This is a genomic window from Cupriavidus oxalaticus, assembly GCF_038900635.1.
Taxonomy (GTDB): domain Bacteria; phylum Pseudomonadota; class Gammaproteobacteria; order Burkholderiales; family Burkholderiaceae; genus Cupriavidus; species Cupriavidus oxalaticus_B.
The window spans coordinates 475,278-500,741 of record NZ_JAYMRX010000002.1; the positions used below are offsets into that span (position 1 = coordinate 475,278).

The window sequence follows — 25,464 nt, forward strand, 5'->3', positions numbered from 1 at the left end:
TTCACAGGATTCCCCATGTCTGCAACCAGCCGACCCTTCCATACGCTGCTCGTCGCCAACCGTGGCGAGATCGCCGTGCGCATCATGCGCACCGCGCGCCGCCTCGGGCTGGCCACCGTGGCCGTCTACTCCGAGGCCGACCGCCACAGCCTGCATGTATCGTTCGCGGACCGCGCCGTCTGTATCGGCGCCGCCGCGCCGCGCGAGTCGTATCTCAACATCCCCGCCATCATCGAAGCCGCGCGAGCCAGCGGCGCCGACGCCATCCACCCCGGCTACGGCTTCCTGGCCGAGAACGCGGGCTTTGCCGAAGCCGTCGCCGCGGCCGGTCTGGTCTTTGTCGGCCCGCCTGCGGAGGCGATCCGCGCCATGGGCAACAAGGCCGAAGCCAAGCGCCTGATGCTGGCCGCCGACATGCCCTGCGTGCCTGGCTACCAGGGCGCGGCGCAGGACGACGCCACGCTGCTGGCCGAAGCCGGCGCGATCGGCTTCCCGCTGATGGTGAAGGCCGCGGCCGGCGGCGGCGGGCGCGGCATGCGGCTGGTGCGCGAGGCGGCGGCGCTGCCCATGGCGCTGGCAAGCGCGCGCTCCGAGGCCGCGGCCGCGTTCGGCTCCGACGAGCTGATCCTGGAGCGCGCCGTGATCGCGCCGCGCCACGTGGAGATCCAGGTCTTTGCCGATACGCAGGGCCATGTCATCCATCTGGGCGAGCGCGACTGCTCGGTGCAGCGCCGCCACCAGAAGGTCATCGAAGAGGCGCCGTCGCCAGCGGTTGGCCCGGCGCTGCGCGCGCGCATGGGCGAGGCCGCGGTCCGCGCGGCAAGGTCGATCGGCTATGTCGGCGCCGGCACCATGGAGTTCCTGCTCGACGCCGACGGCAACTTCTACTTCATGGAGATGAACACGCGCCTGCAGGTCGAGCACGCGGTGACTGAAGCCATCACGGGTTTCGACCTGGTCGAATGGCAATTGCGCGTGGCGGCGGGCGAGCCGCTGCCCGTGACGCAGGACCAGGTGAAGCTCAACGGCCACGCCATCGAGGTCCGCCTGACCGCCGAAGACGTGCCCGCCGGATTCCTGCCGCAGGGCGGGCCGCTGCTGCGCTGGCGCCCGCCCGCCATTGGCCGCGACGTGCGCGTCGACCATGCGCTGGAAGAGGGCGGCGCCATCCCCACGCATTACGACTCGATGGTGGCCAAGCTGGTCGCCCATGGCGCCGACCGCGAGGAAGCGCGCCGCAAACTGCTGCGCGCGGTGGAAGACTGCGCGCTGCTGGGCGTGCCGAGCAACCAGGGTTTCCTGGCCGACTGCCTCGCGCATCCGGCCTTCGCGGGCAATGACGTGCATACCGGCTTTGTCGATGCGCACATGCAGGGCGCGCTGCAGGCGCCGCTGCCGCCGCTGCCGGTGATGGCCAGCGCCGCGCTGGCCGCGTCCGGGCTGCTCGGCGACAACGGCAAGCCGGCGACGCTCGCGCGGGCCGCCGCCAGCGTGGTGCTGTACGCGGCCGGCACGGCGTGGGAAGCGACCTTGCGCGTCGGCGACCAAGGTTGGCGCGTGACGCTGCGGCAACGCGAGGACGGCCAGCAGCCAGTCACCTGCGCGCTGCGCGTGCTGCGCGCCGACGGCGACAGCGGCACCGCCCTGGTCGAATGCGATGGCGTGGCCTATCCGCTGGTATTCGCCGCCGACAAGCAGGTGCTGCATCTGTTTCAGTGCGGCCGCGCCTGGCAGTTCCCGCTGCACGACCCGCGTCGCCGCCGCGATGCCGGTGAAGCCGACGGGGTCCTGCAGGCACCGCTGACGGCACGCATCGTCGCGGTCCACGTGGCCGAGGGCGAGCGCGTGGAAGCCGGCCAGCCGCTGGTGGTGCTGGAGGCAATGAAGATGGAGCACACCATTGCCGCGCCGTTTGCCGGCGTGGTCGCTGAACTGCCCGCGCGCGCCGGCGGACAGGCCAGCGCCGGTTCGCTGCTGGCGCGCGTCGAAGCCGATGTCATGGCGAAGGAGCCGGCATGAACGAACTGGCAAATACTGAGGCACATACCGCGCCACATACCGGCAAGACCGTGCGTATCGGCGGCGCCTCCGGCTTCTGGGGCGATTCCGCGATCGCCACGCCGCAACTGCTGGCGGTTCCCGGCCTGCAGTACCTGGTCTACGACTACCTGGCCGAGACCACCATGTCGATCCTGGCGCGCGCCCGCGCCAGGGACCCCGCGCTGGGCTACGCCACCGATTTCGTGCAGGCGGCGATGGGGCCTAACCTTGCCGAGATCCTGCGGCGTGGCGTGCGCGTGGTCGCCAACGCCGGCGGCCTCAATCCGGAAGCCTGCCGGGACGCACTGCTCAAGGTCGCCGCGCAGCAAGGCCTGAAGCCGCGCATCGCCGTGGTCACCGGCGACGACGTGCAGCCCAGTTTCGCGCAATGGTGCGCCGACGGGCTGACCGACCTGGCCGGCGGGCCCGTGCCAACGACCGAGCCGTGGTCGGCCAACGCCTACACCGGCGCGCAGTGCATTGCACGCGCGCTGGCGCTGGGCGCCGATATCGTCATCGCCGGACGCTGCGTCGACAGCGCCGTGGTGGTCGGGGTATTGGCGCATGAGTTCGGCTGGGACTGGACCGACTGGGACCGCCTCGCCGCCGGCACGCTGGCCGGCCATGTCATCGAGTGCGGCGCGCAGGCCACCGGCGGGTTGTTTACCGACTGGGAGCGCGTGCCCGGCTGGGACCGGATGGGCTACCCGGTCATCGACTGCGCGCACGACGGCAGCTTCGTGCTGAGCAAGCCCGACGGCACCGGCGGGCTGGTCGACCCGGCCGCGGTCGCCGAGCAGGTGCTATACGAGGTGGGCGACCCCGCCAGCTACCTGATGCCTGACGTGACCTGCGATTTCCGCATGGTCCGCACCGAGCAGGCCGCACCGGGCCGCGTGCGCGTGGATGGCGCGCGCGGCAGGGCGCCCGGCACCCACTACAAGGGCAACGCCACCTGGCAGGACGGCTTCCAGATCAGCCTGATGATGGCGATCCGCGGCATCGACGCCCCGGCCAAGGCGCGCCGCACCGCCGACGCGCTGCTGGCGCGCACCCGCGCCATGCTGGCGGAACGCGGCATGCCCGACTACACCGAGACCGTGGTCGAGCTGCTGGGCTGCGAATCGCAATACGGCCCCCATGCGCGGCCGTTGCCAACGCGCGAGGTAGTGCTGCGCATCGGCGCGCGCCATCCGCTGGCGCGGGGCCTGAGTTTCCTGCAGCGCGAATGCTCGTCGGCGGGGACCTCGATGGCTGCCGGGACGCGATCTTCCTTTGCCGGGCGTGTCGATATCCAGCCGGTGGTGAAGGTGTTTTCGTTCCTGGTGCCCAAGGCCGACGTGCCGATGCGGGTGGAATTCGAGGGCGGCGTGATTACGCTGCCAAACGCCGCAACCAGCGCCACGCCGGAGGCGCCCGCAGTTGTCGACGCTCCGGCACTGCCCCCGATCCCCGACGAACCGCGCGTGCAACGGCCGCTGGTCGCGCTGGCCTGCGCGCGCAGCGGCGACAAGGGCGATGACGAGAACATCGGCGTGATCGCCCGCAAGCCGGAATACCTGGCACTGCTGCGCGAGCAACTGACAGCGCAGGCCGTGCGCGCGTACTTCGCCCACCTGGTCGAGGGCGAGGTCGAGCGCTTCGAGGTGCCTGGCCTGCACGCGCTGAACTTCCTGATGCATGGCGCGCTGGGCGGCGGCGGCGTGGCCAGCCTGCGCTCCGACCCGCTGGGCAAGAGCTATGCGCAGATGCTGCTCGATTTCCCGCTTTCCGTACCGCACAGCTGGGCATAGACCCGGTCAACCCTGACAAGGAGGAGACACATGACCCGACTCAAGCGCAATGCGCGCGTCCGCGGCCTGCTGACGCTGGGCCTGCTCGGCGGCAGCCTTGCCGTTGCCATCCCGGCCATGGCGCAAGGTGACGCCTATCCGAACCGGCCGGTCCGCGTGGTGGTGCCGTATACGCCCGGCGGCGTATCCGACGCGGTGACGCGGCTGGTCATGCAGAAGCTGTCCGAGCGCATCGGCCAGCCGGTGGTGGTGGAAAACCGTGCCGGCGCCAACGGCATGATCGGCTCGGAAAACGTCGCCAGATCGGCGCCGGATGGCTATTCGCTGCTGGTCGTGGTCGCAGCCCACGCGATCAACCCGAGCCTGTACGGCAAGATGAGCTATGACCCGGTCAAGGACCTGACCGGCGTCAGCATGATCGGCCGGATCCCGCTGCTGCTGGTCAGCAGCGCGCAGTTGCCGCCGACCAGCGTCAAGGAACTGGTCGGCTGGGGCAAGGCCAACCCGGACAAGATGACCTTTGCGTCGAGCGGCGCCGGCTCCGGTGCGCACCTGGCGGGAGAACTGTTTGCGCAGGCAGTCGGCATGAAGATGACGCACGTGCCGTACAAGGGCATCTCGCCGGCATTGCCCGACTTGTTCTCGGGGCAGGTCGCGGTGATCTTCGATTCGGTGCAGACCATGATGCCGCAGGTGAAGGCGGGCAAGGTACGCGCGCTGGCGATTACCAGCCCGACGCGCTGGCCCGCCGCGCCGGACGTGCCAACCATGGCCGAGGCCGGCTTCCCGGCGGTGACGGCGGGCAGCTGGATCGGGCTGCTGGCACCGGCAAAGACACCGCCGGCAGTGCTGGCGAAGCTGTCGGCCGACATGGATGCGGTGCTGCACCAGCCGGACGTGCGTGCGCGGCTGATCGACTACGGCATCGATCCGGTCGGCGGCAAGCCCGAGCAGTTCCAGGCCTTTATCAGGACGGAAGCGGTGCGCTGGGGCGAGGTGGTGAAGAGGAGCGGGGTGAAGCTGGAATAAGCAGGGTTGTTTGCTCCCCTCTCCCGCTTGCGGGAGAGGGGCTGGGGGAGAGGGCAGGCGCATGGCAAGCACCGTGGCGCCTCACTTCGTGGCAACTCCCGCCCTCTCCCCCGCCCCTCTCCCATAAATGGGAGAGGGGAGACAACATTTGGCAGCCTTTGACGTTGTCAGCGGTCACTCGGCGCTCAGATCCCAAGCTGCTTTGCCGCCAGGTCCTTCATGATTTCCTCGGCGCCGCCGCCGATCATCATCACCTTGACCTCGCGATACAGCCGCTCAACGCGGCTGCCGCGCATATAGCCCATCCCCCCGAGCAACTGCACCGCGCGGTCTGCGCAGAACTGGAAGGTCCGCGTGGCCATGTTCTTCGCCATCGCGATCTGTGCCACCGGCGCGGCGCCATCGTCCAGCCGCGCGGCCAGGTCATCGAGCAGCGCGCGCGTGGATTCGATGCGCGTGGCCATGTCGACCAGCTGGTGGCGCACCACCTGGTGGTCTGCCAGCCGCTTGCCGAAGGTTTGGCGGTCGCGCGCCCACGCCAGCGCGTCGTGGAAGCAGACCTGCGCATAGCCGCAAGCCGCCGCCGCCAGCGCCAGGCGCTCGTGGTTGAAGTTGCGGGTGATGGCGGCAAAGCCCTTGCCTTCCTCGCCGACCAGGTTTTCCACCGGCACGCGGCAGTCCTCGAAGAACAGCTGCGCGGTGTCGGACGCCCACCAGCCCATTTTCTTCAGCGGCGTGCGGCTCAGCCCCGGCGTATCGCCTTCGATCAGCAGCAGCGAGACGCCGCCCGCACCCGGGCCGCCGGTACGCACGGCCACGGTGAAGTAGTCGGCGCGCATGCCGGAGGTGATATAGAGCTTGGTGCCGTTGACGAGGTAGTGGTCGCCTTCGCGGCGCGCGCTGGTCGACAGCCGGGCCACGTCGGAGCCGGCGTCGGGCTCGGTGATCGCGAGTGCGGAGATCTTCTCGCCCGACAGGATCCGCGGCAGCACGCGTGCCTTCAGCGCTTCGCTGCCCACCGCGGCGATCGGCGGCGCGCCGATGGTGTGCGAGAACAGCCCCGAGGCGATTCCGCCCGACCCTCCCCAGGCGCGCTCCTCGAACAGGATCATGCGGTAGAAGGCGTCGCACGGCGCGCCGCCGTACTCCTCGGGGAAGCCGGGCGCCAGCAGGCCGGCTTCCGCCGCCTTGCGGTACAGCTCGCGCGGGAAGCTGCCGGCTTCGTCCCAGGCCTCGGCATTGGGCGCGACTTCCTTTTCAAAGAAACGCCGCACGCTGGCGCGGAACGCTTCATGGTCCGCGCTGTAGTAGCGCGGATTGGGCGGTTGCAGGGTCATGGTGTTCGCTTACTCGTTGGACGGCGTCAGGCATTGCGGCAGCGTGTAGAGCGGGAAGCCGTTGAACGGCTGCGAGCGCTGGTGCTGGGGCTGGGGCCAGGTGTGCTTGGCGTTGGGAACGCCGCCGTCGACGCGCAGGGTCGAGCCGGTGATAAAGGCCGCCGCCGGCGACAGCAGGAACACCACCGCGGCGGAGACCTCGGCCTCGGTGCCCAGCCGCTGCAGCGGCACCTTGCGCGCCAGCTGGCGGATCTTGGCCTGGAATTCGGGGGGGTAGGTGTCAAAGCCGCTCGACGCGATCCATCCCGGCGCCACGGCGTTGACACGCACACCGGCGGCGGCCCATTCGCACGCCGCGGTCTCGGTAAATGACAGCATGCCCGCGCGCGCCGCGCCGGAATGGCCCATGCCCGGCATGCCGTTCCACATGTCGGCAATGATGTTGACGATGGCGCCGCCGTTGGCTTCCATCCATTGCGTAAAGCATTCGCGCGCTACCAGGAAGCCGCCGGTCAGGTTGTTGCGCACCACGGCTTCCCAACCCTTCAGGCTGATATCGCGCAGCGGCGACGGAAACTGCCCGCCGGCATTGTTGAAGAGGCCGTCGATGCTGCCGTGCGCCGCCAGCACGGCAGCCACGGTTTCGCGCACCTGCGCCTCGTCGCGGATATCGCAGCTGTGCAGCGTCAGCCGGTCCGCGGCGTCTGGCGCGGCGTCGTTGATTTCGTCGCGGACCTGTTCCAGCTTTTCCAGCTTGCGCCCGGCGAGCGCCACGCGCGCGCCCAGGCTGGCCAGCTCATGCGCTGTGCATCGGCCGATGCCGCTGCCGGCGCCGGTAACCAGCACGGTACGGCCGGCGAACAGGCCGGCGTGGAAGACGGATCGATATTGCATGCGGTCTCCGGGATCAGGGCATCAGGGGTTGGCAGTCAGGCCCAGGCGCTTGACCAGCTTGCCCTGGCTTTCATAGCGCTGGCGCGCGAAGGCGGCGTAGTCGGCGCTGTTCAGGTAGGCGTTCTCCTGGTCGAGCCGCTCCAGCAGCTTCTGCATCGCCGGCTCGTTGAGCGCCTTGCGGAAGGCGTCGTGCAACACCTGCACGGCCTGCGTGTCCATGTCGCGCGGGCCGGCGATGCCGAACGGCGACGTGGACACGATATCGACGCCGGCATCGCGCAGCGTCGGCACGCGCGGCCAGCGGCGCGAATGCTCGGCGGTCCAGAGCACCAGCCAGCGTGCCCTGGCGCTGTCGACATACGGGCCGATGCCGCCGGCCGTGACACCCAGGTCGATATGCCCGCCCATCAGCGCGGCGATGATCTCGGACTCGCCCTTGTAGGGAACATGGTTGAACTGGACGCCGAGCTTCTGCCCGATCTCTTCCATGGTCACGTGCATGGTGCCGTTGGTGCCGGTGCTGCCGTAGCTGATCTTGCCCGGACGGCGCCGCGCATCTTCCACCATCTCCTGCCACGACTTCCACGGCGCGTCGGCGCGCGTCGCCACGCCCAGCGTGTAGCCGGTCAGGTGGATCACGTAGGTGAAGTCGCGCAGCGGGTCGTATTGCGTCTTTTGCAGGTGGGGCAGCCGGAACACCGGTTCCGGAATGATCGTCAGCGTGTAGCCGTCGGGTCTGGCGCGCGCGACCACGTTGGCGCCCAACACACCGGCGGCGCCGGGTTTGTTCTCGACAACGACGGGCTGGCCCAGCGTCTTGCCGGCGCTGTCGGCCAGCGTGCGCACCAGCGTATCGGTGGCGCCGCCGGCCGCGAACGGCACGATCAGCGTGACCGGCCGCGCGGGGAAATCGGCTGCGCGCGCCGCGCCCGAGGCCAGCGTACCCAGCGGCGCCAGCGCGCCCAGGCCCAGCAGCGCCAGCGTGTCGCGCCGGCGGATGTCGATGCTGTTGTCTCTCATTGCCGGCCTCCGTCGTGGTTCGGCTGCTGCGTCAGCACCAGCGCGTCAAGCGCGACCGCACCGCGGCCCGCTTCGCGCACCAGCAGGGGATTCACTTCCATTTCAACGAGCGCGTCGCCGAGGGCCATTGCGGCGTCGGACAGCGCGGCAATTGCGTCCGCGGCCGCGTCGATATCGGCGGCGGGCTTGCCGCGGAAGCCGGTCATCAGCCGGTAGCCGCGCAGGCTGGCGAGCATCTCGCGGGCCATGGAGCGGTCCACCGGCAGCAAGCAGTGCGCCACGTCGTGGAAGACCTCGGTGAAGATCCCGCCCAGGCCGACCGTCATGGCCGGGCCGAACACCGGGTCGCGCGTCACGCCGACGATCAGCTCGCAGACGCCGCTGGCCATCTGCTGCACCAGCACGCCGCGCTGGCGTGCGTCCGGCCTGGCGCGCGTTGCGGCGGCAACCACTTCCGCGGCGGCGTCGTGCACCTGCTGTGCATCGCGCAGTCCCAGCCGCACGCCGCCGACCTCGGTCTTGTGGGCGATGTCGGGACTGAGCACCTTGACCGCCACCGGGAAGCCGAGGTTCGCGGCGGCGCGTGCGGCATCGGCGGGAGTGGCCGCGACGGCTTCCACGCCGATCGGCACCCCGAAACCGGCGAGCCAGTGCTTGGCCTGGTACTCGTCCAGCGCGGCAGCGGGCAGTGCTTCGTCCCGCGGATGATCGGAGGCAAGTGCGCGCAGCCCCATCCAATGCGCGGTCCGGGCCTGCGTGCCCAGCCAGCCCACATAGGTGCCCAATGCCCTGGCCGCGCGCGCCACGTCCGGGAACAGCGCCACGCCCGCCGCCGCCAGCCGCGCGCGGCTGGCTGGCTCGCCGGTGGTCGCGACGACGATCAGCCGGCCGGTCTTGCCCGCCACGTCGATCAGTTCGTCCGCCACGCGGTCGAGCAGGTAGGCGGTGGCGTAGAGGAAGATCACGTCTATGCCATCAACCACCGCGAGGTGGTCGAGCACCGCATATGCAAGGCCGCTGCGGTTGAACAGCTGGCCGGTCAGGTCGACCGGGTTCGCCACCGAGCCGATCTCCGGCACGGCGGCCTGCAGGCGCTGCTGCACCGGCTCGGGCAGGCACGGCACGTCCAGGCCGGCGGCGCCGAGCAGGTCGGCGGAGAGGGCGCCCATTGCGCCCGACACCGATGCCACCACCACGCGGCGGCCCGCGCTGCGCTGGCGGAAGCCCGACAGGTAGGCCAGGTCGGTCAGGTGGGTCGGGTCGCTGGCCTGCATCGCGCCGACCTGGGCGAATGCGGCGCGGTAGATGGCCTGGTTGCCAGCCAGCACGGCGGTGTGCGACTGGGTCGCGGCCGAACCGGCCTCGCTTTCGCCGGCCTTCAGCACGATCAGCGGCTTGCCCGCCGCGCGCAGCCGCGCCGCGGCGTCGATAAAGCGCGGACCATTGCGCAGGCCTTCGACGTATCCGACCACGGCGCCCGTCTGGGTATCGTCGGCCAGGTAGCCGAGGTAGTCGGCGTAGTCCAGGCAGGCTTCGTTGCCGGTATTGATGAACTGGTGGAAGCCCACGGCCATCTGCCTGCCGGTGGCATAGACGATGGCGCAGACATTGCCGCTCTGCGTCAGCAGGCTGACGGCGCCGGGGCCGTCCTGCGGCGGGTAGGCGCGGAAGGTGGTGGCAAAGGCGGTGATGGCGCGCGTGGTCAGGTTGGCCAGTCCCATGCAGTTGGGGCCCGCGATGGCCATGCCGCTTTCGCGGGCGAAGGCGGCCAGCGCGGCCTGGCGCGCGACGCCGGCTGCGCCTGCCTCGGCAAAGCCCGACGCATAGAGGATGGCGGCCCGGATGCCGCGGGCATGGCAGCGCTGCAGCTGCGGCAGCACTTCGTCGGCGCCGAGCGCCAGCACCGCCACGTCCGGCACCGCCGGCAGGGATTCCACATCGGGATAGCAGGCCAGCCCGGCGATCTCCGCATAACGCGGATTGACCGGGAAAACCTGCCCCTGGTAGCCGAGGCGCTGCAGGTGGTCCAGCGCCACGCCGCCGATGCGGCTGGTATCGCGCGAGGCGCCGATGATGGCAATCGAGGCGGGCTCAAGCAGCTGCGCCAGTGCGGCGCGGCCAGCGCGTACCGGTGGTCGCGCCGTGTTGGAAATAGGCATCATTGTCTCCATCCTTCCTCTGCCGGAAGGGTGACCCGATTCAAGCGTATCGGGTGGATGGGGACAAGCGAACGGGCGCTCGGTGTGCACAATGTGCACAGAATCCGGATCGGCCGGCAGCGGTGATACGGCAACGGCCTGCTGCCAGATGTCATTTGCCCCGAGCGCGGCACCGCCACCAGGCCCACCGGGCACACAGCGTTTTGCGGATTTTTGTCGTTGCCCCCTTTCAAAAGGCGCCAACGTTGTTGTAGAATCCGCGCTTCGCTGAAAACGCGATGAATTCCCCGATAGCTCAGTCGGTAGAGCGACGGACTGTTAATCCGCAGGTCCCTGGTTCGAGCCCAGGTCGGGGAGCCAAAGTACGCGGGAGTAGCTCAGTTGGTAGAGCGCAACCTTGCCAAGGTTGAGGTCGCGAGTTCGAGACTCGTCTCCCGCTCCATATCTTCCGGTCTTCGGCCGGAGCGTGCGCCCATGTGGCTCAGTGGTAGAGCACTCCCTTGGTAAGGGAGAGGTCGGCAGTTCGATCCTGCCCATGGGCACCACCCCTCTTGTTTTCCCCTTCTGTTTTCCGTTTCGCCTGGCGCGGTGCCGCGGCTAGCCGCCCTGGTCCTTCGGCCAGAACGTGATGTTGATGTTCGATGGCGCGACACCGTTCTCGTCGCGCGGCAGCGGGTCCGAGCGCGCGACCGCACGCAGCACGGCGTTGTCCCACCCGGCGTTGCCGCTTGACTTGGCCAGCCGCGTCGACAGCACCGAGCCGTCCGGCGCCATGTGTACCGCGACCACCGCTGCCGGATTGCCGGCGACGTCTTCGTTGAAGATGATGTTCGGCTTGACCCGCTGCCGGACCCGTTCGGCATAGCCCGACGAAGGCCGCCCGGAGGTGCCGGAACCGGTCCCCACGCTGGCACCGCCCGCCTGCGACTGCAGGCGCGCCAGTTCGCCCTGGCGCCGCGTGTTGTCAGCCTGGCGCAGTTCTTCCTGCGCCTTGCGTTGCGCTTCCTTGCGGGCCGCGTCGGCGCGGACGTTTTCACGCTGCCGGGCCTGCTGCGCTTCGTCGCGGGCGGCACGTTCGGCCTTGCGCTGCTTTTCCTGCAGGGAGATATCCGCGTCCTCCTCCTCGACCGGCTTTGGCGTCGGCGTCGGCGTGACTGCGGGTGGAGGCGTGACCACTTCAGGTATGGACTCCCACAATTCGGCGGTCACGCCTTCCGGCACCGCGTTGCGCCAGCGCACGCCGTAATAGAGCAGGGCGCCCAGCAACAGGTGCATCAGCAGGGCCAGCACGAAGCAGCGCACGGTGCCCCGTTCCGGCACCGGCTGGTAGGGATAGGCGACGGCTTGCATGGCGGTGGCTGCGGCGGCCGGGCCGCTTGTCCAGAAGGCAACTTCATTCTATGAAGTGCGGCGTGCCGAACCAAGGTAGAGGGAACGGCATCTTCACCAGTCAAAGCAGCTTTCCAGTGGCGAAATCGCCGCTTCTGACCCATTTGACTTTTCAAGACGACTGGTCATATTATTCAAGCCATGGCCCGCACCGCAGACAAGACCGACATCCCGAACCGCCTGACCAAGGCAGGGCGCGAACTCTTTTCGCGCCATGGCTACAACGCCACCGGCATCCAGCAGATCACCGACCATGCCGGCGTGCCGAAGGGGTCGTTCTACAACCATTTCGACAGCAAGGAAGCGTTCGCCGCGGCGATCATCGCGCAGTACGCGGCGTACCTGCAGCGGTCGTGGGAAGCGATGATGGAAGCGGCGCCGCCGCGGCCGATGGCGGCAATCCGCTACGTCTTTGACCAGATGATTGCCCACCACGAAGCCAGGACGGAGCGGGCCGGCTGCCTGGTCGGCAATTTCGCCGCGGAAATCGCCTCGTCCAGCGAAACCTGCCGCGCGGCGCTGCAGGCTGCGCAACTGGCCTGGCGCGAGCGCCTGGCCGGGATGATCGCCGAAGCCCAGGCGGACCGCGCCATCCGCACCGATATCGCGGCCGAAGAACTGTCCGGCCTGGCCTGGGATACCTGGGAAGGCGCCTTGCTGCGCATGAAGCTCGAACGCTCGGTCGAGCCGCTGCGCCGCAGCGTCGACCTGATGTTCAACCACCTGTTCCAGCCGGCTGCTGCTGCTGCTGCTGCCGGCCAATCACCAACCTCGGAGTAAGCCATTCATGGGTGCACAGAACGAAGCCTTTCTCGCCGATGCGCTGTTCCAGCCGGTCAGGCTGGGCAAGCTTGAACTCGCCAACCGCATGGCCATGGCGCCGCTCACGCGCAGCCGCGCCGACGACGACCTGGTGCCGACCGACATGGTAGTCGAGTACTACAGCCAGCGCGCCGGCGTGGGCCTGATCATCGCCGAGGCCACGCAGGTCTCGACCACGGCCCAGGGCTACACCAATACGCCGGGCATCTACACGCCCGCGCAGATCGCTGCGTGGAAGCAGGTGACCGACGCGGTGCACGCGAAGGGCGGCAGGATCTTCCTGCAGATCTGGCACACCGGGCGCATGTCGCACACGCATTTCCAGCCGGACAACCAGGCGCCGGTGGCGCCGTCGGCCATCGCGGCCAACTCCAAGACCTATATCAACGGCCAGGGCTACGTCGAATGCTCGCTGCCGCGTGCGCTGGAGCTGGACGAGATTGCGGGCATTGTCGATGACTTCCGCACCGCCGCCGCGAACGCCATCCGCGCCGGCTTCGACGGTGTCGAAGTGCATGGTGCCCACGGCTACCTGCTCGATGCCTTCCTGCGCGACGGCACCAACAAGCGCACCGACGCCTACGGCGGCAGCGTCGAAAACCGCGCGCGCTTCCTGCTCGAAGTCATGGCCGCGGTGATCGCGGAGATTGGCGCCGACCGTGTCGGCGTGCGCCTGGCGCCGGTGTCGCCGGTCAACGACGCGCTGGAAAGCAACCCGAAGCCGCTGTTCGAGCATGTCGTGCGCGAACTGGAAAAGCTGCAGCCGGTGTATATCCATGTCGTGGAGGGCCACACCGGCGGCCCGCGCGACAACGTGCCGTTCGACTACGAAGCGCTGCACCGCCTGTACAGCGGCGTCTGGATGGTCAACAACGGCTACTCGAAGGAGATGGCCGAGGAAGCCATCCGCAGCGGCCGCGCCGACATGGTGTCGTTCGGCCGCAAGATGATCACCAACCCGGACCTGCCGCGCCGCTTCCGCGAGAACCAGCCGCTGAACAAGCCGTTCGAGGACGCGTCGCTCTATGGCGGCAGCGGCCCGCACGGCTACGTCGACTATCCCGCGCTGGCCTGACCAGGCCCCGCGCGTGAAGATCTCCGGTGCGTCGCCAGCGCTCGCTCGATGCACCGGAGCACCTCGGTATCGTCAAACGGCTTGCTGAGGAAGCAGGCCGCACCCGCGGCGCGCGCGCGCTGCGCAAAATCCCGCAGGTCGAACGCCGTCATGAAAATAACCGGCATGCGCAAGCCGCGCGCACGCAGCGCGTCACACAGCGCGAAGCCGTCCATGCCGGGCATCTGCACATCCGAAATCACGCAGTCGATGCCGTCGATCGACGACGACCGCAGCAGTGCCTGCGCATCCGCGTACAACTCCACCGCCATGCCGAAGGTGCGCACCAGCCCGCCGGTGGCATGCCGCACGGCAGCGTCGTCGTCGACGATGGCAATGACCGGCGTGGCATCCACCGCTGGTTCCCTGGGCCGGGCGCGCCACCGGCGCCGCTCAGTGCGTCGCGTCGTCCGCGGGCGCCTTGCTGGCCGCGTTCAGCGTCGGACCCGGGGCGCCGGTGATCTTGGGCACGCATTCCGAATGGAACCATGCAATGGTGACTGGCTCGCCGGCGAGCAGGCGCTTGACCGGCGGCACCACCTGTTCGCCGATCAGCATGCCGAGCAGGCCGACCAGCGCCACCACGGGCGGCGCCGGCGAACGTACCTGGATCAGCGCGTAGATGATGCCGACGAGGATGCCGGCGCCGAGTGAGACGAGGTAGAGCTTCATGGCAAAGCCTCCAATAAGAAAGCCACGGGGATCAGCTGCGCGCAGCGGGGGCCGGCGGCAATCCGACGCCGAGCAGGTGCCGCACGCGCGGCGGCTTGTCGCCGACATGGAAGCGGGCGGCCTCGCGCTGCAGATCGGCATCGGCATGCGGCACGCGCTCGTGCTGGCGTAAATGCTCGGCCCACGATTCGACCAGGAACCACTCCGTCAGCAATTCCGGGTCGGCCGGGTCCTCCATCACGCCCCAGTTGAAGGCGCCGTCGCGCAGCCGTTCCTCGGAAAGCCGGTGGACCGCGCGCAGGAAGGCGTCGCGGTCCGGCGCGCGGACGCAGTACTCGATCAGGATCATGACCGGGCCTCGGTCATGCGCGATATCGGCGGCGCCTTCGGGTTCGGGCCAGTGCCGTGCCGGCACCAGGTTCTCTTCGCCGCGCGGCAGGCGCAGCCGGTGCAGCAGCAGCGCTGCCGCCAGCATGCCGGCCGCCGCCACCAGCAGCCCGCCGGGCGTACCCAGCGCCTGCGCGACAAAACCCCACACCAGGCTGCCCGCCGCCATCGCGCCGTTGAATACCATCTGGTAGACCGCCAGCGCGCGCCCGCGCACCCAGTTAGGCAGGATGGCCTGCGCCACGCCGCCCAGCGTCGTCAGCGCGATGATCCATGCCGCGCCCAGGAACAGCAGCAGCAACAGCGCGACCCAGACCGGCGGCGCCACGCATAGCCCGGCCATCACCACCGCGGTAGTGCAGGCAGACAGCAGCATCATTCCGTCGGCGTCGAGCCGCCGCTGCAGCCGCGGCATGACCAGCGCACCCAGGATCGCACCGAGGCCGACGGCGCCCAGCAGCACGCCATAGAGGCCGGCGCCGCCTTTCAGCAGTTGCCTGGCCACCAGCGGCAACAACGCCCAGATGCTGCTGCCGAAGGCAAAGTACACCGCGGCCCGCGCCAGCACGACATGCAGCTTGCTGTGGGCGCGGGTAAAGCGCAGCCCGGCGCGGAACGCGCCCAGGAAATGCTCGCGCAGCGGGTCGGCGGCGCGCGCAGGACGTTTCCACCACAGCAGCGCGGCGATCACGAAGACATAGCTGAGCAGGTCCACGCCATAGGTGGCGGCCGCGCCGAACGCCGCCAGTATCAGGCCGCCGGCGGCGGGGCCGATCGCGCGGGCGATGTTGACACCGAGCGAGTTGAGCGCGACCGCGCGCTTGAGTTCTTGCTGCGGCACCAATTCGGGCACGATCGACTGCCAGGTCGGACCCATCAGCGCCGCGCCGATGCCGCCCAGGAAGGCCATGCCGATCAGGATTTCGATCGTCAGCGCGTTGCGCCAGGCCAGCATCATCAGCGCGCCGCTGACCAGCGCCAGCCCGGCCTGGATCGCGATCAGGAAGCGGCGCCGGTCGAGGATGTCGGACAGCACGCCGGCCGGGATCGCCAGCAGGAATACCGGCAACGTCGCCGCGGCCTGGATCGTGGCGACCGCGGCCGGCGATGACGACAGGTCGGTGGCCAGCCAGGCGCTGGCCACGTCGCGCATGAAGCTGCCGACATTGCCGAGGATGGTTGCCGCCCACAGCACGGCAAAGGTCGCCTGCGCCAGCGGCGCGAAGGTGCCGCCGTCGGCGGGGCGGGAAGAAGGTTGCGTTGCCTGCTCTGCCATCGTGCTCAGCCGTGCCGGGTTGCGCGCTCGCGCAGGTCGTGCCAGGCCACCAGCAGGAAGCCGCCGGCCAGGCCGAGGTGTTCGAAGAACGCGTTGGTCATCATGAAGCGGGCTTCAGGCGGGGCGTCCCAGAAGCGGTTGGCGATCAAGGTCGCGCCGACCGTGAACCCCGCCAGCGCCAGCGCGCCAAGCCAGCGCCGCCAGCCCAGCAGGATCATGGCGCATGCGCCCAGCTCGAGCACGATGGTGGCGGCTGCCATCGGCACCGGCGGATTCAGCCCGAAGTGCCGCATCTCGGCTACCGCGCCGGGAAAGTCGGCCAGCTTGAACAGGCCGCCCTGCAGGTAGGCGGCGCACAGCAGCAGCAGGGCAACCCAGCGCATCCAGCGCGGCAGTCCGGCGGCGTCCGCCGGCGCGAGGGGAAGGGAAGTCATCGGTTCAGGCATGGCCGGTCTCCATTGGTAGCGGTCAGCGGCGGTCAGAAGGCCCAGCATGAGCAGCCCAGCGCGCCCCAGAACGTGCTTTCGTCCGAGGTCGGCACGCCGGCGGTCCAGGCCCTGGCATGCGCATGGCCATGGACGCCGCACGAACTCGCGCATCCGCACGCCGTGTTCAGCGCCAGCTTGCGCGCTTCGGGCCGCGGCTGGTAGCCGCCCACGTGGCGTACCGGCGACCAGTCAGGCATCGGGGGAGGCAGCGCCGGCGACAGCTTGCTGAAGTCGGCGTCGCCATAGACCACCTTGCCGCCCAGGATGGTCAGCACCGAGGTGATGTCCTGGATCTCGTCGCCGGGCACGCTGAAGTAGTCGGCCGACAGCACCGCCAGGTCGGCGAGCTGGCCCGCCTTGATCTGGCCCTTCTTGCCGACTTCCGAGGAAAACCACGTGTTGGCCTCGGTCCACAGCCGCAATGCGGTCTCGCGGTCGAGCAGGTTGGCCTGCGGGTACATCGCCATGCCGCCCACGGTCTTGCCGGTGGTGAGCCAGTACAGCGATACCCACGGGTTGTACGACGCCACGCGCGTGGCATCGGTGCCGGCGCCTACCTTGACGCCTTTTTCCAGCATCTTCTTGACCGGCGGCGTGGCCTCGGCGGCGCGCGCGCCGTAGCGCTCGACAAAGTATTCGCCCTGGTAGGCCATGCGGTGCTGCACGGCGATGCCGCCGCCGAGCGCGGCAATGCGGTCGATATTGCGGTCGGAGATGGTCTCGGCGTGGTCGAAGAACCAGTTCAGGCCGTTGAACGGGATGTCCTTCGCGACCTTTTCATAGACGTCCAGCGCACGGGAGATGGTCTGGTCGTAGGTGGCATGCAGCCGCCACGGCCAGCGCTTTTCCGCCAGCAGGCGGATCACCGGCTCCAGGTCGGCTTCCATCGACGGCACCATGTCGGGCCGCTCGACGCGGAAGTCCTCGAAGTCGGCTGCGGTGTAGACCAGCATTTCGCCGGCACCGTTGTGGCGGTAGAGATCGTCGCCCTGGCCCGGCGTGACCTTGGTGGTCCAGGTCTTGAAGTCGTTCAGTTCTTCCTTGGGCTTCTGCGTGAACAGGTTGTACGCCAGCCGCACCGTCAGCTGTCCTTCCTTGTGCAGCTCCTCGATGATGCTGTAGTCCTCGGGATAGTTCTGGTATCCGCCGCCCGCATCGATCACGCCGGTCACGCCCAGCCGGTTGACCTCGCGCATGAAATGGCGCGTCGAGTTCTTCTGGTATTCGGGCGGCAGCTTCGGGCCCTTGGCCAGCGTGGCATAGAGGATGGTGGCATTGGGCTTGGCCAGCAGCAGCCCGGTGGGATTGCCGCGCGCATCGCGCACGATCTCGCCGCCCGGCGGGTTGGGCGTGTCCTTGGTATAGCCGACCGCGCGCAGCGCCGCGCCGTTGAGGATGGCGCGGTCGTACAGGTGCAGGATGAATACCGGGGTATCGGGCGCCACCGCGTTCAGTTCTTCGATGGTCGGCAGCCGCTTCTCGGCGAACTGGTGCTCGGTGAAGCCGCCGACCACGCGCACCCATTGCGGCGCCGGCGTGCGCGCGACCTGGTCCTTGAGCATGCGCATGGCATCGGCCAGCGAGCGCACGCCGTCCCAGCGCAACTCCATGTTGTAGTTGAGGCCGCCGCGGATGATGTGCATGTGGCTGTCGATCAGCCCGGGAATGCCCCGCCGGCCGTTCAGGTCCACGACCTGCGTCTGTGCGCCGGCCAGCTTCATCACGTCCTGGCGCGTGCCCACGGCGACGAAGCGGCCGTCGCGGATGGCCACGGCGTCCGCCTGCGGGTTGGCCTTGTCGAGCGTGGTGAACTTGCCGTTGACAAGGATGAGGCTGGGCGCGGTGCTGGGTTGCATGCCGAATATCTCCGGGGAAACGGCCGCGCCGAACGCGGCCGCGGTGCCAATGAACTGCCGGCGGGTAAAACGGCCTCGCGGCATCGCGCTCAGCCCTTCAGGAAGGCGAGCAGGTCGGCATTGACCTGGTCGGCGTTGACCACGCACATGCCGTGCGAGGCGCCGGGGTAGACCTTCAGCGTCGCGCCCTTGACCAGCTCGGCGGCGCGCCTGGCCGAGGCGTCGATCGGCACGATCTGGTCGTCGTCGCCATGCAGGATCAGCGTGGGCACGTCGATCTTCTTCAGGTCCTCGGTGTAGTCGACCTCCGAGAATTCGCGGATGCAGGCGTATTGGCCGACGATGCCGCCGGCCATGCCCTGCGCCCAGAAGGCATCGATGGTGCCCTGCGAGACCTTGGCGCCCGGGCGGTTGAAGCCGAAGAACGGCACCGCAAGGTCCTGGTAGAACTGCGAGCGGTTCTCGGCCACGCCCTTGCGGATGCCGTCGAACACGTCCAGCGGCAGCCCGCCCGGGTTGGCGTCGGTCTTCAGCATCAGCGGCGGCACCGCGCCGATCAGCACCGCCTTGGCCACGCGCCCGGTGCCGTGACGGCCAATGTAGTGCGCCACCTCTCCGCCGCCGGTCGAGTGCCCGACCAGCACCGCGTCGCGCAGGTCCAGCGCTTCGATCAGCGCGGCGAGGTCGTCCGCATAGGTGTCCATGTCGTTGCCCTGCGCGGGCTGGTCCGAGCGGCCGTGGCCGCGGCGGTCATGGGCGATCACACGAAAGCCCTGGCGCGCGAGAAACAGCATCTGCGTGTCCCATGCATCGGCATGCAGCGGCCAGCCATGCGAGAACACGACCGGCTGGCCCGCGCCCCAGTCCTTGTAGAAGATGCGGGTACCGTCTTGGGTGGTGATGGTTTTCATCGGTCAGGCCCTCCGGAGAGCAGGAAGTGGAAGAAGGCAAGGCACCTTGCCGGTGCCTGTAAGCAGGCTTGCGCGCCGCCGTGCTGGCCGCGCGCAAGCGGCGGTCATTGCCGGCTGCCGGGATCAGCGCGCGGGCACCGGCGCCACCGACTCGTGCGTCGTGGCGGTGCGCTGCGGCGCCTTGTGCACCATCGTGTAAGCGTAGTCGACGCCCATGCCGTAGGCGCCGGAATGTTCCTTGACCAGTTTCATCACGGCGTCATACGTGTCGCGGTGCGCCCAGTCGCGCTGCCATTCCAGCAGCACCTGTTGCCAGGTCACCGGCACCGCGCCGGCCTGGACCATGCGCTGCATGGCGTAGTCGTGGGCTTCCTTGCTGGTGCCGCCGGAGGCATCGGCCACCATGTAGATCTCGTAGTTGCCTTCCAGCATCGCGCACAGCGCGAAGGTGGTGTTGCAGACCTCGGTCCACAGGCCGGCGACGATCACCTTGTTGCGGCCGTTTGCCTTGAGCGCGTCGCGGACCTTCTGGTCGTCCCACGAGTTCATCGAGGTACGCTCCAGCGTCTTCTGATCGGGGAACACGTCGAGCAACTCCGGATAGGTGAAACCGGAGAACGATTCGCTCTCGACCGTGGTGATGGTGGTCGGGATATTGAAAATCTTCGCGGCCTTGGCCAGGCCGATGACATTGTTCTTCATGGCCTGGCGGTCCATCGACTGCACCCCGAAGGCCATCTGCGGCTGGTGGTCGATGATGATCAGCTGGCTGTTCTGCGGGGTCAGGACTTCGAGCTTCGGGTTGGACATGGTGTCGATCCTCAAGGCAATGTGTATGAGCGCGCGGGAGCAGGCGAACGGCGGCCACCGTGCGAACGGCACGGCAGCGCGCGGCCCGGATAGAAGACTAGACGGCAAGCGCGGGGATCGCCATTGCATGTTGGTATTAGCGCTGCCCGGCGGCGATTGCGCCGGAAGCGGACGAGCCGTTCGGCACCGGCGCGCGCCTGACTAACACGATGGTATGAGTGGCGTGTGACTTGTACATCGCCCCTGTGCCGGCATGGCGGTCATTGCCGATAGCGGCCTGCTGGTTATAATCCGCTGCTCGTGCGGCCTCGCACGCATGCACCGGAGATCAGACCGTGACATCCCCAAGCCTGGATCCTGCCGACGACAGTGCCTGCGATGACGCGACCGTACTGGTCGTCGACGACGATGCCGGGGTGCGCCATGCGCTCGGCAACCTGTTCCGCTCGGTCGGCCTGAGCGTGGTGCTGTTTGAGTCCGCCGCCGAGCTGCTCGCCTTTCCGTTGCCGGATACGCCGTGCTGCCTGGTGCTCGACGTCAGGCTGCGCGGCCCCAGCGGCCTGGACCTGCAGGGCCGGCTGGCACGCATGGGCGTGCCGCTGCCCATCATCTTCATGACCGGCTACGGCGACATCGCGATGAGCGTGGCCGCGATGAAGGCCGGCGCCGTGGACTTCATTCCCAAGCCGTACCGCGACCAGGACCTGCTCGACGCGGTGAGCGCCGCGCTGGCCAAGGACCGCCTGCGCCGCGAAGGCGCGCGCAAGACCGACGAATTGCGCGCCAGCTACGAGACCCTTTCGCCGCGCGAGGCCGAGGTCATGGGCCTGGCGGTGTCCGGCCTGCTGAACAAGCAGATCGCCGCCGAAATCGGCATCAGCGAGGTGACGGTCAAGATCCATCGCGGGCAGGCCATGCGCAAGATGAAGGCGCGCACCTTTGCCGAGCTGGTGCTGATGGCACAGCTGCTGGGTCTTTGCCAGGTCGGTCAGTGACGGATCAGCCCGCGCCACCGGCCCTGCAAGTCCCGGCGTGCCTTGTGGGGCGCGATCGCGAGATGGCGCTGCTGACCGACGCGCTGGGGCGCGTGTGCCTCACCGGCAAGTCCGAGCTGGTGCTGGTCGCCGGCGGCGCCGGCACCGGCAAGTCCGCGCTGGCCAATGCCTTCTCGCGCCAGGCCGCGGCGCAGACCGGCGCCCGCACTGCCGCCGGCAAGAGCGACCAGCTCCAGCTCGATATTCCGTATGCGCCAGTGGCGCAGGCCATCCTCGCGCTCACGCTTGGCTTGCTGGATGCGCCGCAGGCCACGCTGGCGCCGCTGCGCGAGCGCTGGCTTGGCATGCTGGCGGGCCAGGGCAGGGTGGTGGCAGAACTGGTGCCCGAGACCGAGCAGGTTCTGGGCCGCACCGCGCCGCTGGTCAACGTGCCGGCGCAGCAGGCGCAGGCCCGCGCGCACGGCGCGCTGCTGGCCACGTTTTCCGCCTTTGCCGCGCCGGGCCTGCCGCTGGTGCTGTTCTTCGACGACCTGCAGTGGGCCGACGCGTTCACCGTCGCGCTGCTGGAAGCCTTCACGGTGCGGCGTCCGGGCGGCATCCTGCTGATCGCCGCGTATCGCGACCACGGCCAGGACGTCGAGCAACGCTTCTCGTGGCTGCTGCATGCCAACCGCAGCGGCGCGCTGGCGGTCACGCGCATCTCCGTCAGGCCGCTGGCTGCCGATGATCTCGCCGAGCTGGTCGGCGCCGCGCTCGATGAACCGCCCGCGCGTATCGCGACGCTGGCGCATGCCGTGCACGACAGGACCGCGGGCAACCCGTTCTTTTCCTACCAGTTGCTGCGCACGCTGGTCGACGACGGCGTGCTGACCAGGCACGCCGGCGGCACCGGCTGGGACTGGCATGCCGCCGAGGTCGACGAGCAGCACTACACCGGCAACGTCGTCGACCTGATGATCCGGCGCTTCGCCAGGCTGCCGCGCACCGGTACCGAACTGCTGCAGCAGCTGGCCTGCGTGGGGCTGCGCGGCGATGCCGGCCTGCTGGCCCGCGTGGCCGGCGTCAGCGCCGCACAGCTGGCCAGCCAGCTGCAGCCGTTGGTCGAGGCTGGCTTGCTGGTACAGGTGCCGAGCGGCTATGCGTTCCAGCATGACCGCGTGCTGGAATCCGCGTATGCGATGATCGAGCCGCACGCACGCCCCGCCGAGCACGCGCGCATCGCGCAGATCATGATTGAACACTGGCGCGGCTGGCTCGCGGACCATGCGTTCGAGATCTGCAACCAGATCGAGCGCGTGGCGATCCGGGCCAGCCAGGCGTTGCCGGTGCCGCAACGGGTGGCCTTCGTCGAGGTGCTGCTGGTGGCGGGGCGGCGCGCCTGGCGCTCGGGTGCGATCGGGCAGGCGCTGCACTACATGGACACGGCCCAGGCGCTGATGAGGCCGGACTGGTGGCAAGCGCACTATGACCTGGCGTACGCCGCCAACCTGCTGCGTTGCGAATGCCTGCTGGCGCAGGCCCGGCTCGATGCCGCGTCGGAGGGCATCGATGCGCTGCTCGCGCGCGCGCATAGCGCGCTCGACCAGGCTGCCGTGTACCGTCTGCGCGCCAGCCTGCAGACCGTGCGCTCGGACTATGAAGGCGCGATCAACGCCGCCTTGTCCGGGCTCGCGCTGCTCGACGTACACCTGGAGCGCGCGCCGTCCGCGCAGCGCATGCGCGACGCCCATGATGCCGTGCGCGCCGCGCTGGGAAAGCGCCAGATCGCCAGCCTGGCGTCATTGCCGGCCACCGCAGACCCGCGCATCCATGCCGTGATGGGGCTGCTGTCCACGCTGATTTCTTCGTTGTTCGTGCGCGATGGCATCAGCTTCCTGCATGTGGCCAAGATGGTCGAGCTGACCCTCGACCATGGCGCCACGCCGGAGTCTCCGTACGGCCTGTCATGGTTTGGCGTGTTTATCGCCAGCCTGTACGAGGCGTACGAGGACGGGCTGGCGTACGGACAGGCGGCGATGGCACTGATCGACCACCATGGCTATGAAGCGGGACGCATCGCGACGCTGGTTGCTGTCGACCAGGTCAGCGCCTGGACGCGTCCGCTGTCGTATGCCCTGAGCCACGCGCAGCAAGCCGTGACGCTGGGGCGCGCCTCCGGCGACATCGGCATGGCCTGCTATGCCTGCAACCATATCGCCTCCGACCTGCTGGTCATGGGGGAGCAGCTGTGCCTGGTGGCGGAAGAGATCGCGCGCGGCCTGGCGCTGACGCGCCAGGTCCAGTACCGGGACATCGAGCTGATCCTGCATTCGCAGCTGCATTTCGTGCAGCGGTTGCGCGCGGGCGACGAGGATGGCGAAGGTGGCGAAGGTGGCGAGGGTATCGATAGCAGCGGGTGGCAGGAGGAAGCCGCGCGCTGCGGCACCGCCGCGCAGCGGCTGGCATGCAGCAATTCGCTGCCGACCCGCTTCTGGATCCAGCTGTACGACGGCATGGCGGCGGTGTTCCTGGGGCAGTGGGCGCAGGCGGTGCACAGCCTGCGCCACGCCGAGACACTGCTCTGGTCCGCGCCGGCGCATATCAACGTGGCCGACTGCCGCCTGTTCCTCAGCATTGCGCTGGCGCACGCGCAGGCACCGCACGCGGCCGCCGGCATCGCCGCACACCGCGCCTGCTTCGCGCGCTGGGCAGCACTCAACCCGCTGACGTTCCGCAACAAGCTGCTCCTGGCCGATGCCGCGCTGGCGCAGGCGGATGGCGATCCGCTGCGTGCGCTGGCCTGCTACGAGCAGTCCGCCGAGGCGGCAGCGGCGGCCGGCTTCGTGCATGAGCAGGCGCTGGCGCATGAACTGGCCGGCATGCTGTGCATCCGCCACGGCCTGCATACGGCGGCCCGGCAGCATCTGGCTGTGGCGCGCGCGTGCTACCAGCGCTGGGGCGCCGAACACAAGGCGGCGCTGCTGGCCGTGCAATATCCGCAACTCGACGCGCCCGCGGCTGACGACACGCCGGCGCGGCCCACGCTCCCGCTCGCCGGCTCGGAACTCGGCAAGCAGGCGGCGCGTGCATTGTCCAGCGAGATCGTGATGGATCGCCTGGTCGAGAGCCTGCTGAGCACCGTGATCCTGCACGCGGGTGCCCGCTACGGGCTGCTGGTGCTGATGCGGGACGGCGAGCCGATGATCGAGGCCTCGGGCCGCGTGCTCGACGGCAGGGTGACGGTGGCACTTGGCTCGGCGCCGCCCACCGAGCACGCGCTGCCGCTGGCGGTGCTCAACAGCGTGCTGCGCACGCGCCAGACGCTGGTGCTCGCCGACGCCATGGTCGACGCGCCGTCGATCCGCACCAGGGCCGCCATCGACAGCGGGGTGCGCTCGGTGCTGTGCCTGCCGCTGGTACGCGGACACAGCCTGATCGGCGCGGTTTACCTGGAGAACAACAATGCCCCGGGCGTGTTCGGCGCGAACCACGTCGCCGAGCTGGAAATGCTGGCGCCGCAGGTCGCGATCTCGCTCGAAACGGCGCGGCTGTACGAGCAGCTGATCGGCGAGAACAACCGCCGCGTGGCCGCCGAGATCGGCCTGCGCGATGCGCGCGCCGAACTGGCCCGTACCTCGCACCTGACCGTGATGGGAACGCTGGCGGCGTCGATCGGCCATGAAGTCAACCAGCCGCTGACAGCCATTGTCGCGACCGTCGATGCCAGCGTGCGCTGGCTGAAGCGGCCGCAGCCGGAACTGGGCGAGGCGCTGGAGGGCTTTGCCTTTATCCGCCAGCATGCGCTGCGCGCTGCCGACATCGTGCGTGCGCTGCGCGCGCTGGCGCGGCAGGCGCCGGCGGTACTCGCGCCGCTGTCCGCGGACGAGGTACTGCGCGAGGTGCTGGTGATGGTGCGGCCCGAACTGGACGCGCACGGCGTCAGGGCCGTGACCCGGCTCGCCGCTGGCGCCACGCAGGTTGAAGCGGACCGCGTGCAGCTCCAGCAAGTGGTGCTCAACCTGGTCACCAATGCGCTCGACGCCATGGCCGGCACGCCGGCAGAGCAGCGCGAGCTGCTGGTGGCTTCGTACCGAGAGCAGGAGGAGGTGGTCGTCAGCGTGCAGGATCACGGGAGCGGCATTACTGAAGACGTGCTGCCGCAGGTCTTCGATGCCTTCTTCACCACCAAGGACGACGGCATGGGGATGGGGCTCGCAATCTGCCGCTCGATCGTCGAGGCGCACGGCGGGACGCTGGTGGCCAGGCGCCGCCGCAGTGGCGGCAGCGAGTTCATGTTCCGGCTGCCGGTATTGCATCCGGCAGGGCCTGCCGCAGCGCACGAGCGCTGAAGGGCCAGCGCGCTGCACGCGTCCGATATTGATGTGATATGGAACAGCGGCTATGGCTGGCCGGTGTACCGGGGGCGGCAGAGCGATCCGTGATTGGACCAGACGGGCGCAGCCGTGCACGGCAGTGCACACGGCTGTACCCGT

At 69.1% G+C, this 25,464-nt stretch carries 19 protein-coding genes and 3 tRNA genes; 10 read left to right on the forward strand and 12 right to left on the reverse strand.

What is annotated here, in order from left to right; all coding sequences use genetic code 11:
• Nucleotides 1–15: 15 nt before the first annotated feature.
• The 3 genes from VSR71_RS06315 to VSR71_RS06325 are packed head-to-tail and all read left to right on the forward strand — an operon-like array spanning nucleotide 16 to nucleotide 4,862.
• The gene (locus tag VSR71_RS06315; protein WP_342913054.1) at nucleotides 16–2,019 is read left to right on the forward strand and encodes an acetyl-CoA carboxylase biotin carboxylase subunit; all 2,004 of its coding nucleotides are present in this window, start codon (nucleotides 16–18) and stop codon (nucleotides 2,017–2,019) included.
• Nucleotides 2,016–3,833, forward strand: a complete 1,818-nt coding sequence (locus tag VSR71_RS06320; protein WP_342913055.1) for an acyclic terpene utilization AtuA family protein — start codon at nucleotides 2,016–2,018, stop codon at nucleotides 3,831–3,833. Before VSR71_RS06315 ends, VSR71_RS06320 begins: the two co-directional genes overlap by 4 nt.
• Nucleotides 3,834–3,863: 30 nt before the next feature.
• The gene (locus VSR71_RS06325; protein WP_342913056.1) at nucleotides 3,864–4,862 is read left to right on the forward strand and encodes a tripartite tricarboxylate transporter substrate binding protein; all 999 of its coding nucleotides are present in this window, start codon (nucleotides 3,864–3,866) and stop codon (nucleotides 4,860–4,862) included.
• Nucleotides 4,863–5,047: 185 nt separating this feature from the next.
• On the opposite strand, the gene VSR71_RS06330 is transcribed toward VSR71_RS06325, so the two are convergent.
• From VSR71_RS06330 to VSR71_RS06345, 4 genes are read right to left on the reverse strand one after another with little or no spacing between them, the layout of a single operon-like run.
• On the reverse strand, nucleotides 5,048–6,199 hold the full coding sequence (locus VSR71_RS06330; protein ID WP_342913057.1) for an acyl-CoA dehydrogenase family protein: 1,152 nt from the start codon (nucleotides 6,197–6,199) through the stop codon (nucleotides 5,048–5,050).
• A 9-nt stretch (nucleotides 6,200–6,208) separates the two neighbouring features.
• On the reverse strand, nucleotides 6,209–7,093 hold the full coding sequence (locus tag VSR71_RS06335) for an SDR family oxidoreductase (RefSeq protein ID WP_342913058.1): 885 nt from the start codon (nucleotides 7,091–7,093) through the stop codon (nucleotides 6,209–6,211).
• 21 nt (nucleotides 7,094–7,114) lie between these two features.
• Nucleotides 7,115–8,113 (reverse strand): tripartite tricarboxylate transporter substrate binding protein, encoded by a 999-nt coding sequence (locus VSR71_RS06340; RefSeq protein WP_342913059.1) that lies wholly within the window; start codon nucleotides 8,111–8,113, stop codon nucleotides 7,115–7,117.
• The gene (locus VSR71_RS06345) at nucleotides 8,110–10,272 is read right to left on the reverse strand and encodes an acetate--CoA ligase family protein (RefSeq protein WP_342913060.1); all 2,163 of its coding nucleotides are present in this window, start codon (nucleotides 10,270–10,272) and stop codon (nucleotides 8,110–8,112) included. Before VSR71_RS06345 ends, VSR71_RS06340 begins: the two co-directional genes overlap by 4 nt.
• Before the next feature lie 284 nt (nucleotides 10,273–10,556).
• Here VSR71_RS06345 and VSR71_RS06350 point away from each other — a divergent pair.
• The 3 genes from VSR71_RS06350 to VSR71_RS06360 all read left to right on the forward strand — a co-directional run bounded on the left by VSR71_RS06350 (nucleotide 10,557) and on the right by VSR71_RS06360 (nucleotide 10,817).
• Nucleotides 10,557–10,632: transfer RNA gene (locus VSR71_RS06350), tRNA-Asn, on the forward strand.
• A 6-nt stretch (nucleotides 10,633–10,638) separates the two neighbouring features.
• Nucleotides 10,639–10,714 (forward strand) — tRNA-Gly (locus VSR71_RS06355).
• A gap of 28 nt (nucleotides 10,715–10,742) precedes the next feature.
• Nucleotides 10,743–10,817 (forward strand) — tRNA-Thr (locus VSR71_RS06360).
• Between the two features lie 52 nt (nucleotides 10,818–10,869).
• Here VSR71_RS06360 and tolA read toward each other — a convergent pair.
• Nucleotides 10,870–11,622 (reverse strand): cell envelope integrity protein TolA, encoded by a 753-nt coding sequence (gene tolA / locus VSR71_RS06365; RefSeq protein WP_342913061.1) that lies wholly within the window; start codon nucleotides 11,620–11,622, stop codon nucleotides 10,870–10,872.
• Between the two features lie 180 nt (nucleotides 11,623–11,802).
• Here tolA and VSR71_RS06370 point away from each other — a divergent pair, with 180 nt between their 5' ends.
• Complete coding sequence (locus VSR71_RS06370; protein WP_342913062.1) at nucleotides 11,803–12,441, forward strand: TetR/AcrR family transcriptional regulator; 639 nt, start codon at nucleotides 11,803–11,805, stop codon at nucleotides 12,439–12,441.
• A gap of 7 nt (nucleotides 12,442–12,448) precedes the next feature.
• Complete coding sequence (locus VSR71_RS06375) at nucleotides 12,449–13,558, forward strand: alkene reductase (RefSeq protein ID WP_342913063.1); 1,110 nt, start codon at nucleotides 12,449–12,451, stop codon at nucleotides 13,556–13,558.
• On the opposite strand, the gene VSR71_RS06380 is transcribed toward VSR71_RS06375, so the two are convergent.
• The 7 genes from VSR71_RS06380 to VSR71_RS06410 form a co-directional block, all read right to left on the reverse strand.
• On the reverse strand, nucleotides 13,540–13,953 hold the full coding sequence (locus VSR71_RS06380; RefSeq protein ID WP_342913064.1) for a response regulator transcription factor: 414 nt from the start codon (nucleotides 13,951–13,953) through the stop codon (nucleotides 13,540–13,542). The genes VSR71_RS06375 and VSR71_RS06380 overlap by 19 nt on opposite strands.
• 37 nt (nucleotides 13,954–13,990) lie before the next feature.
• Nucleotides 13,991–14,269, reverse strand: coding sequence for a XapX domain-containing protein (locus VSR71_RS06385; RefSeq protein ID WP_342913065.1), 279 nt, complete (start codon nucleotides 14,267–14,269; stop codon nucleotides 13,991–13,993).
• Between the two features lie 31 nt (nucleotides 14,270–14,300).
• Nucleotides 14,301–15,932: an MFS transporter gene (locus tag VSR71_RS06390; RefSeq protein ID WP_342913066.1), complete on the reverse strand. Its 1,632-nt coding sequence runs from the start codon at nucleotides 15,930–15,932 to the stop codon at nucleotides 14,301–14,303.
• Nucleotides 15,933–15,937: 5 nt separating this feature from the next.
• Nucleotides 15,938–16,378, reverse strand: coding sequence for a DoxX family protein (locus VSR71_RS06395; protein WP_342913067.1), 441 nt, complete (start codon nucleotides 16,376–16,378; stop codon nucleotides 15,938–15,940).
• Between the two features lie 32 nt (nucleotides 16,379–16,410).
• Nucleotides 16,411–18,276 (reverse strand): amidohydrolase, encoded by a 1,866-nt coding sequence (locus VSR71_RS06400; RefSeq protein ID WP_342913068.1) that lies wholly within the window; start codon nucleotides 18,274–18,276, stop codon nucleotides 16,411–16,413.
• Between the two features lie 89 nt (nucleotides 18,277–18,365).
• Nucleotides 18,366–19,187: an alpha/beta hydrolase gene (locus VSR71_RS06405; protein WP_342913069.1), complete on the reverse strand. Its 822-nt coding sequence runs from the start codon at nucleotides 19,185–19,187 to the stop codon at nucleotides 18,366–18,368.
• 123 nt (nucleotides 19,188–19,310) lie between these two features.
• A complete protein-coding gene (locus VSR71_RS06410) occupies nucleotides 19,311–19,997 on the reverse strand; it encodes a hydrolase (RefSeq protein ID WP_342913070.1) in 687 nt (228 codons plus the stop codon).
• 335 nt (nucleotides 19,998–20,332) lie between these two features.
• Here VSR71_RS06410 and VSR71_RS06415 point away from each other — a divergent pair, with 335 nt between their 5' ends.
• Together VSR71_RS06415 and VSR71_RS06420 are read left to right on the forward strand one after the other, a co-directional pair.
• Entirely contained in the window at nucleotides 20,333–20,992 is a 660-nt protein-coding gene (locus VSR71_RS06415) for a response regulator transcription factor (RefSeq protein ID WP_342913071.1), read from the forward strand.
• A gap of 44 nt (nucleotides 20,993–21,036) precedes the next feature.
• Nucleotides 21,037–25,320 (forward strand): trifunctional serine/threonine-protein kinase/ATP-binding protein/sensor histidine kinase, encoded by a 4,284-nt coding sequence (locus tag VSR71_RS06420; protein WP_342913072.1) that lies wholly within the window; start codon nucleotides 21,037–21,039, stop codon nucleotides 25,318–25,320.
• Nucleotides 25,321–25,464 lie beyond the last annotated feature (144 nt).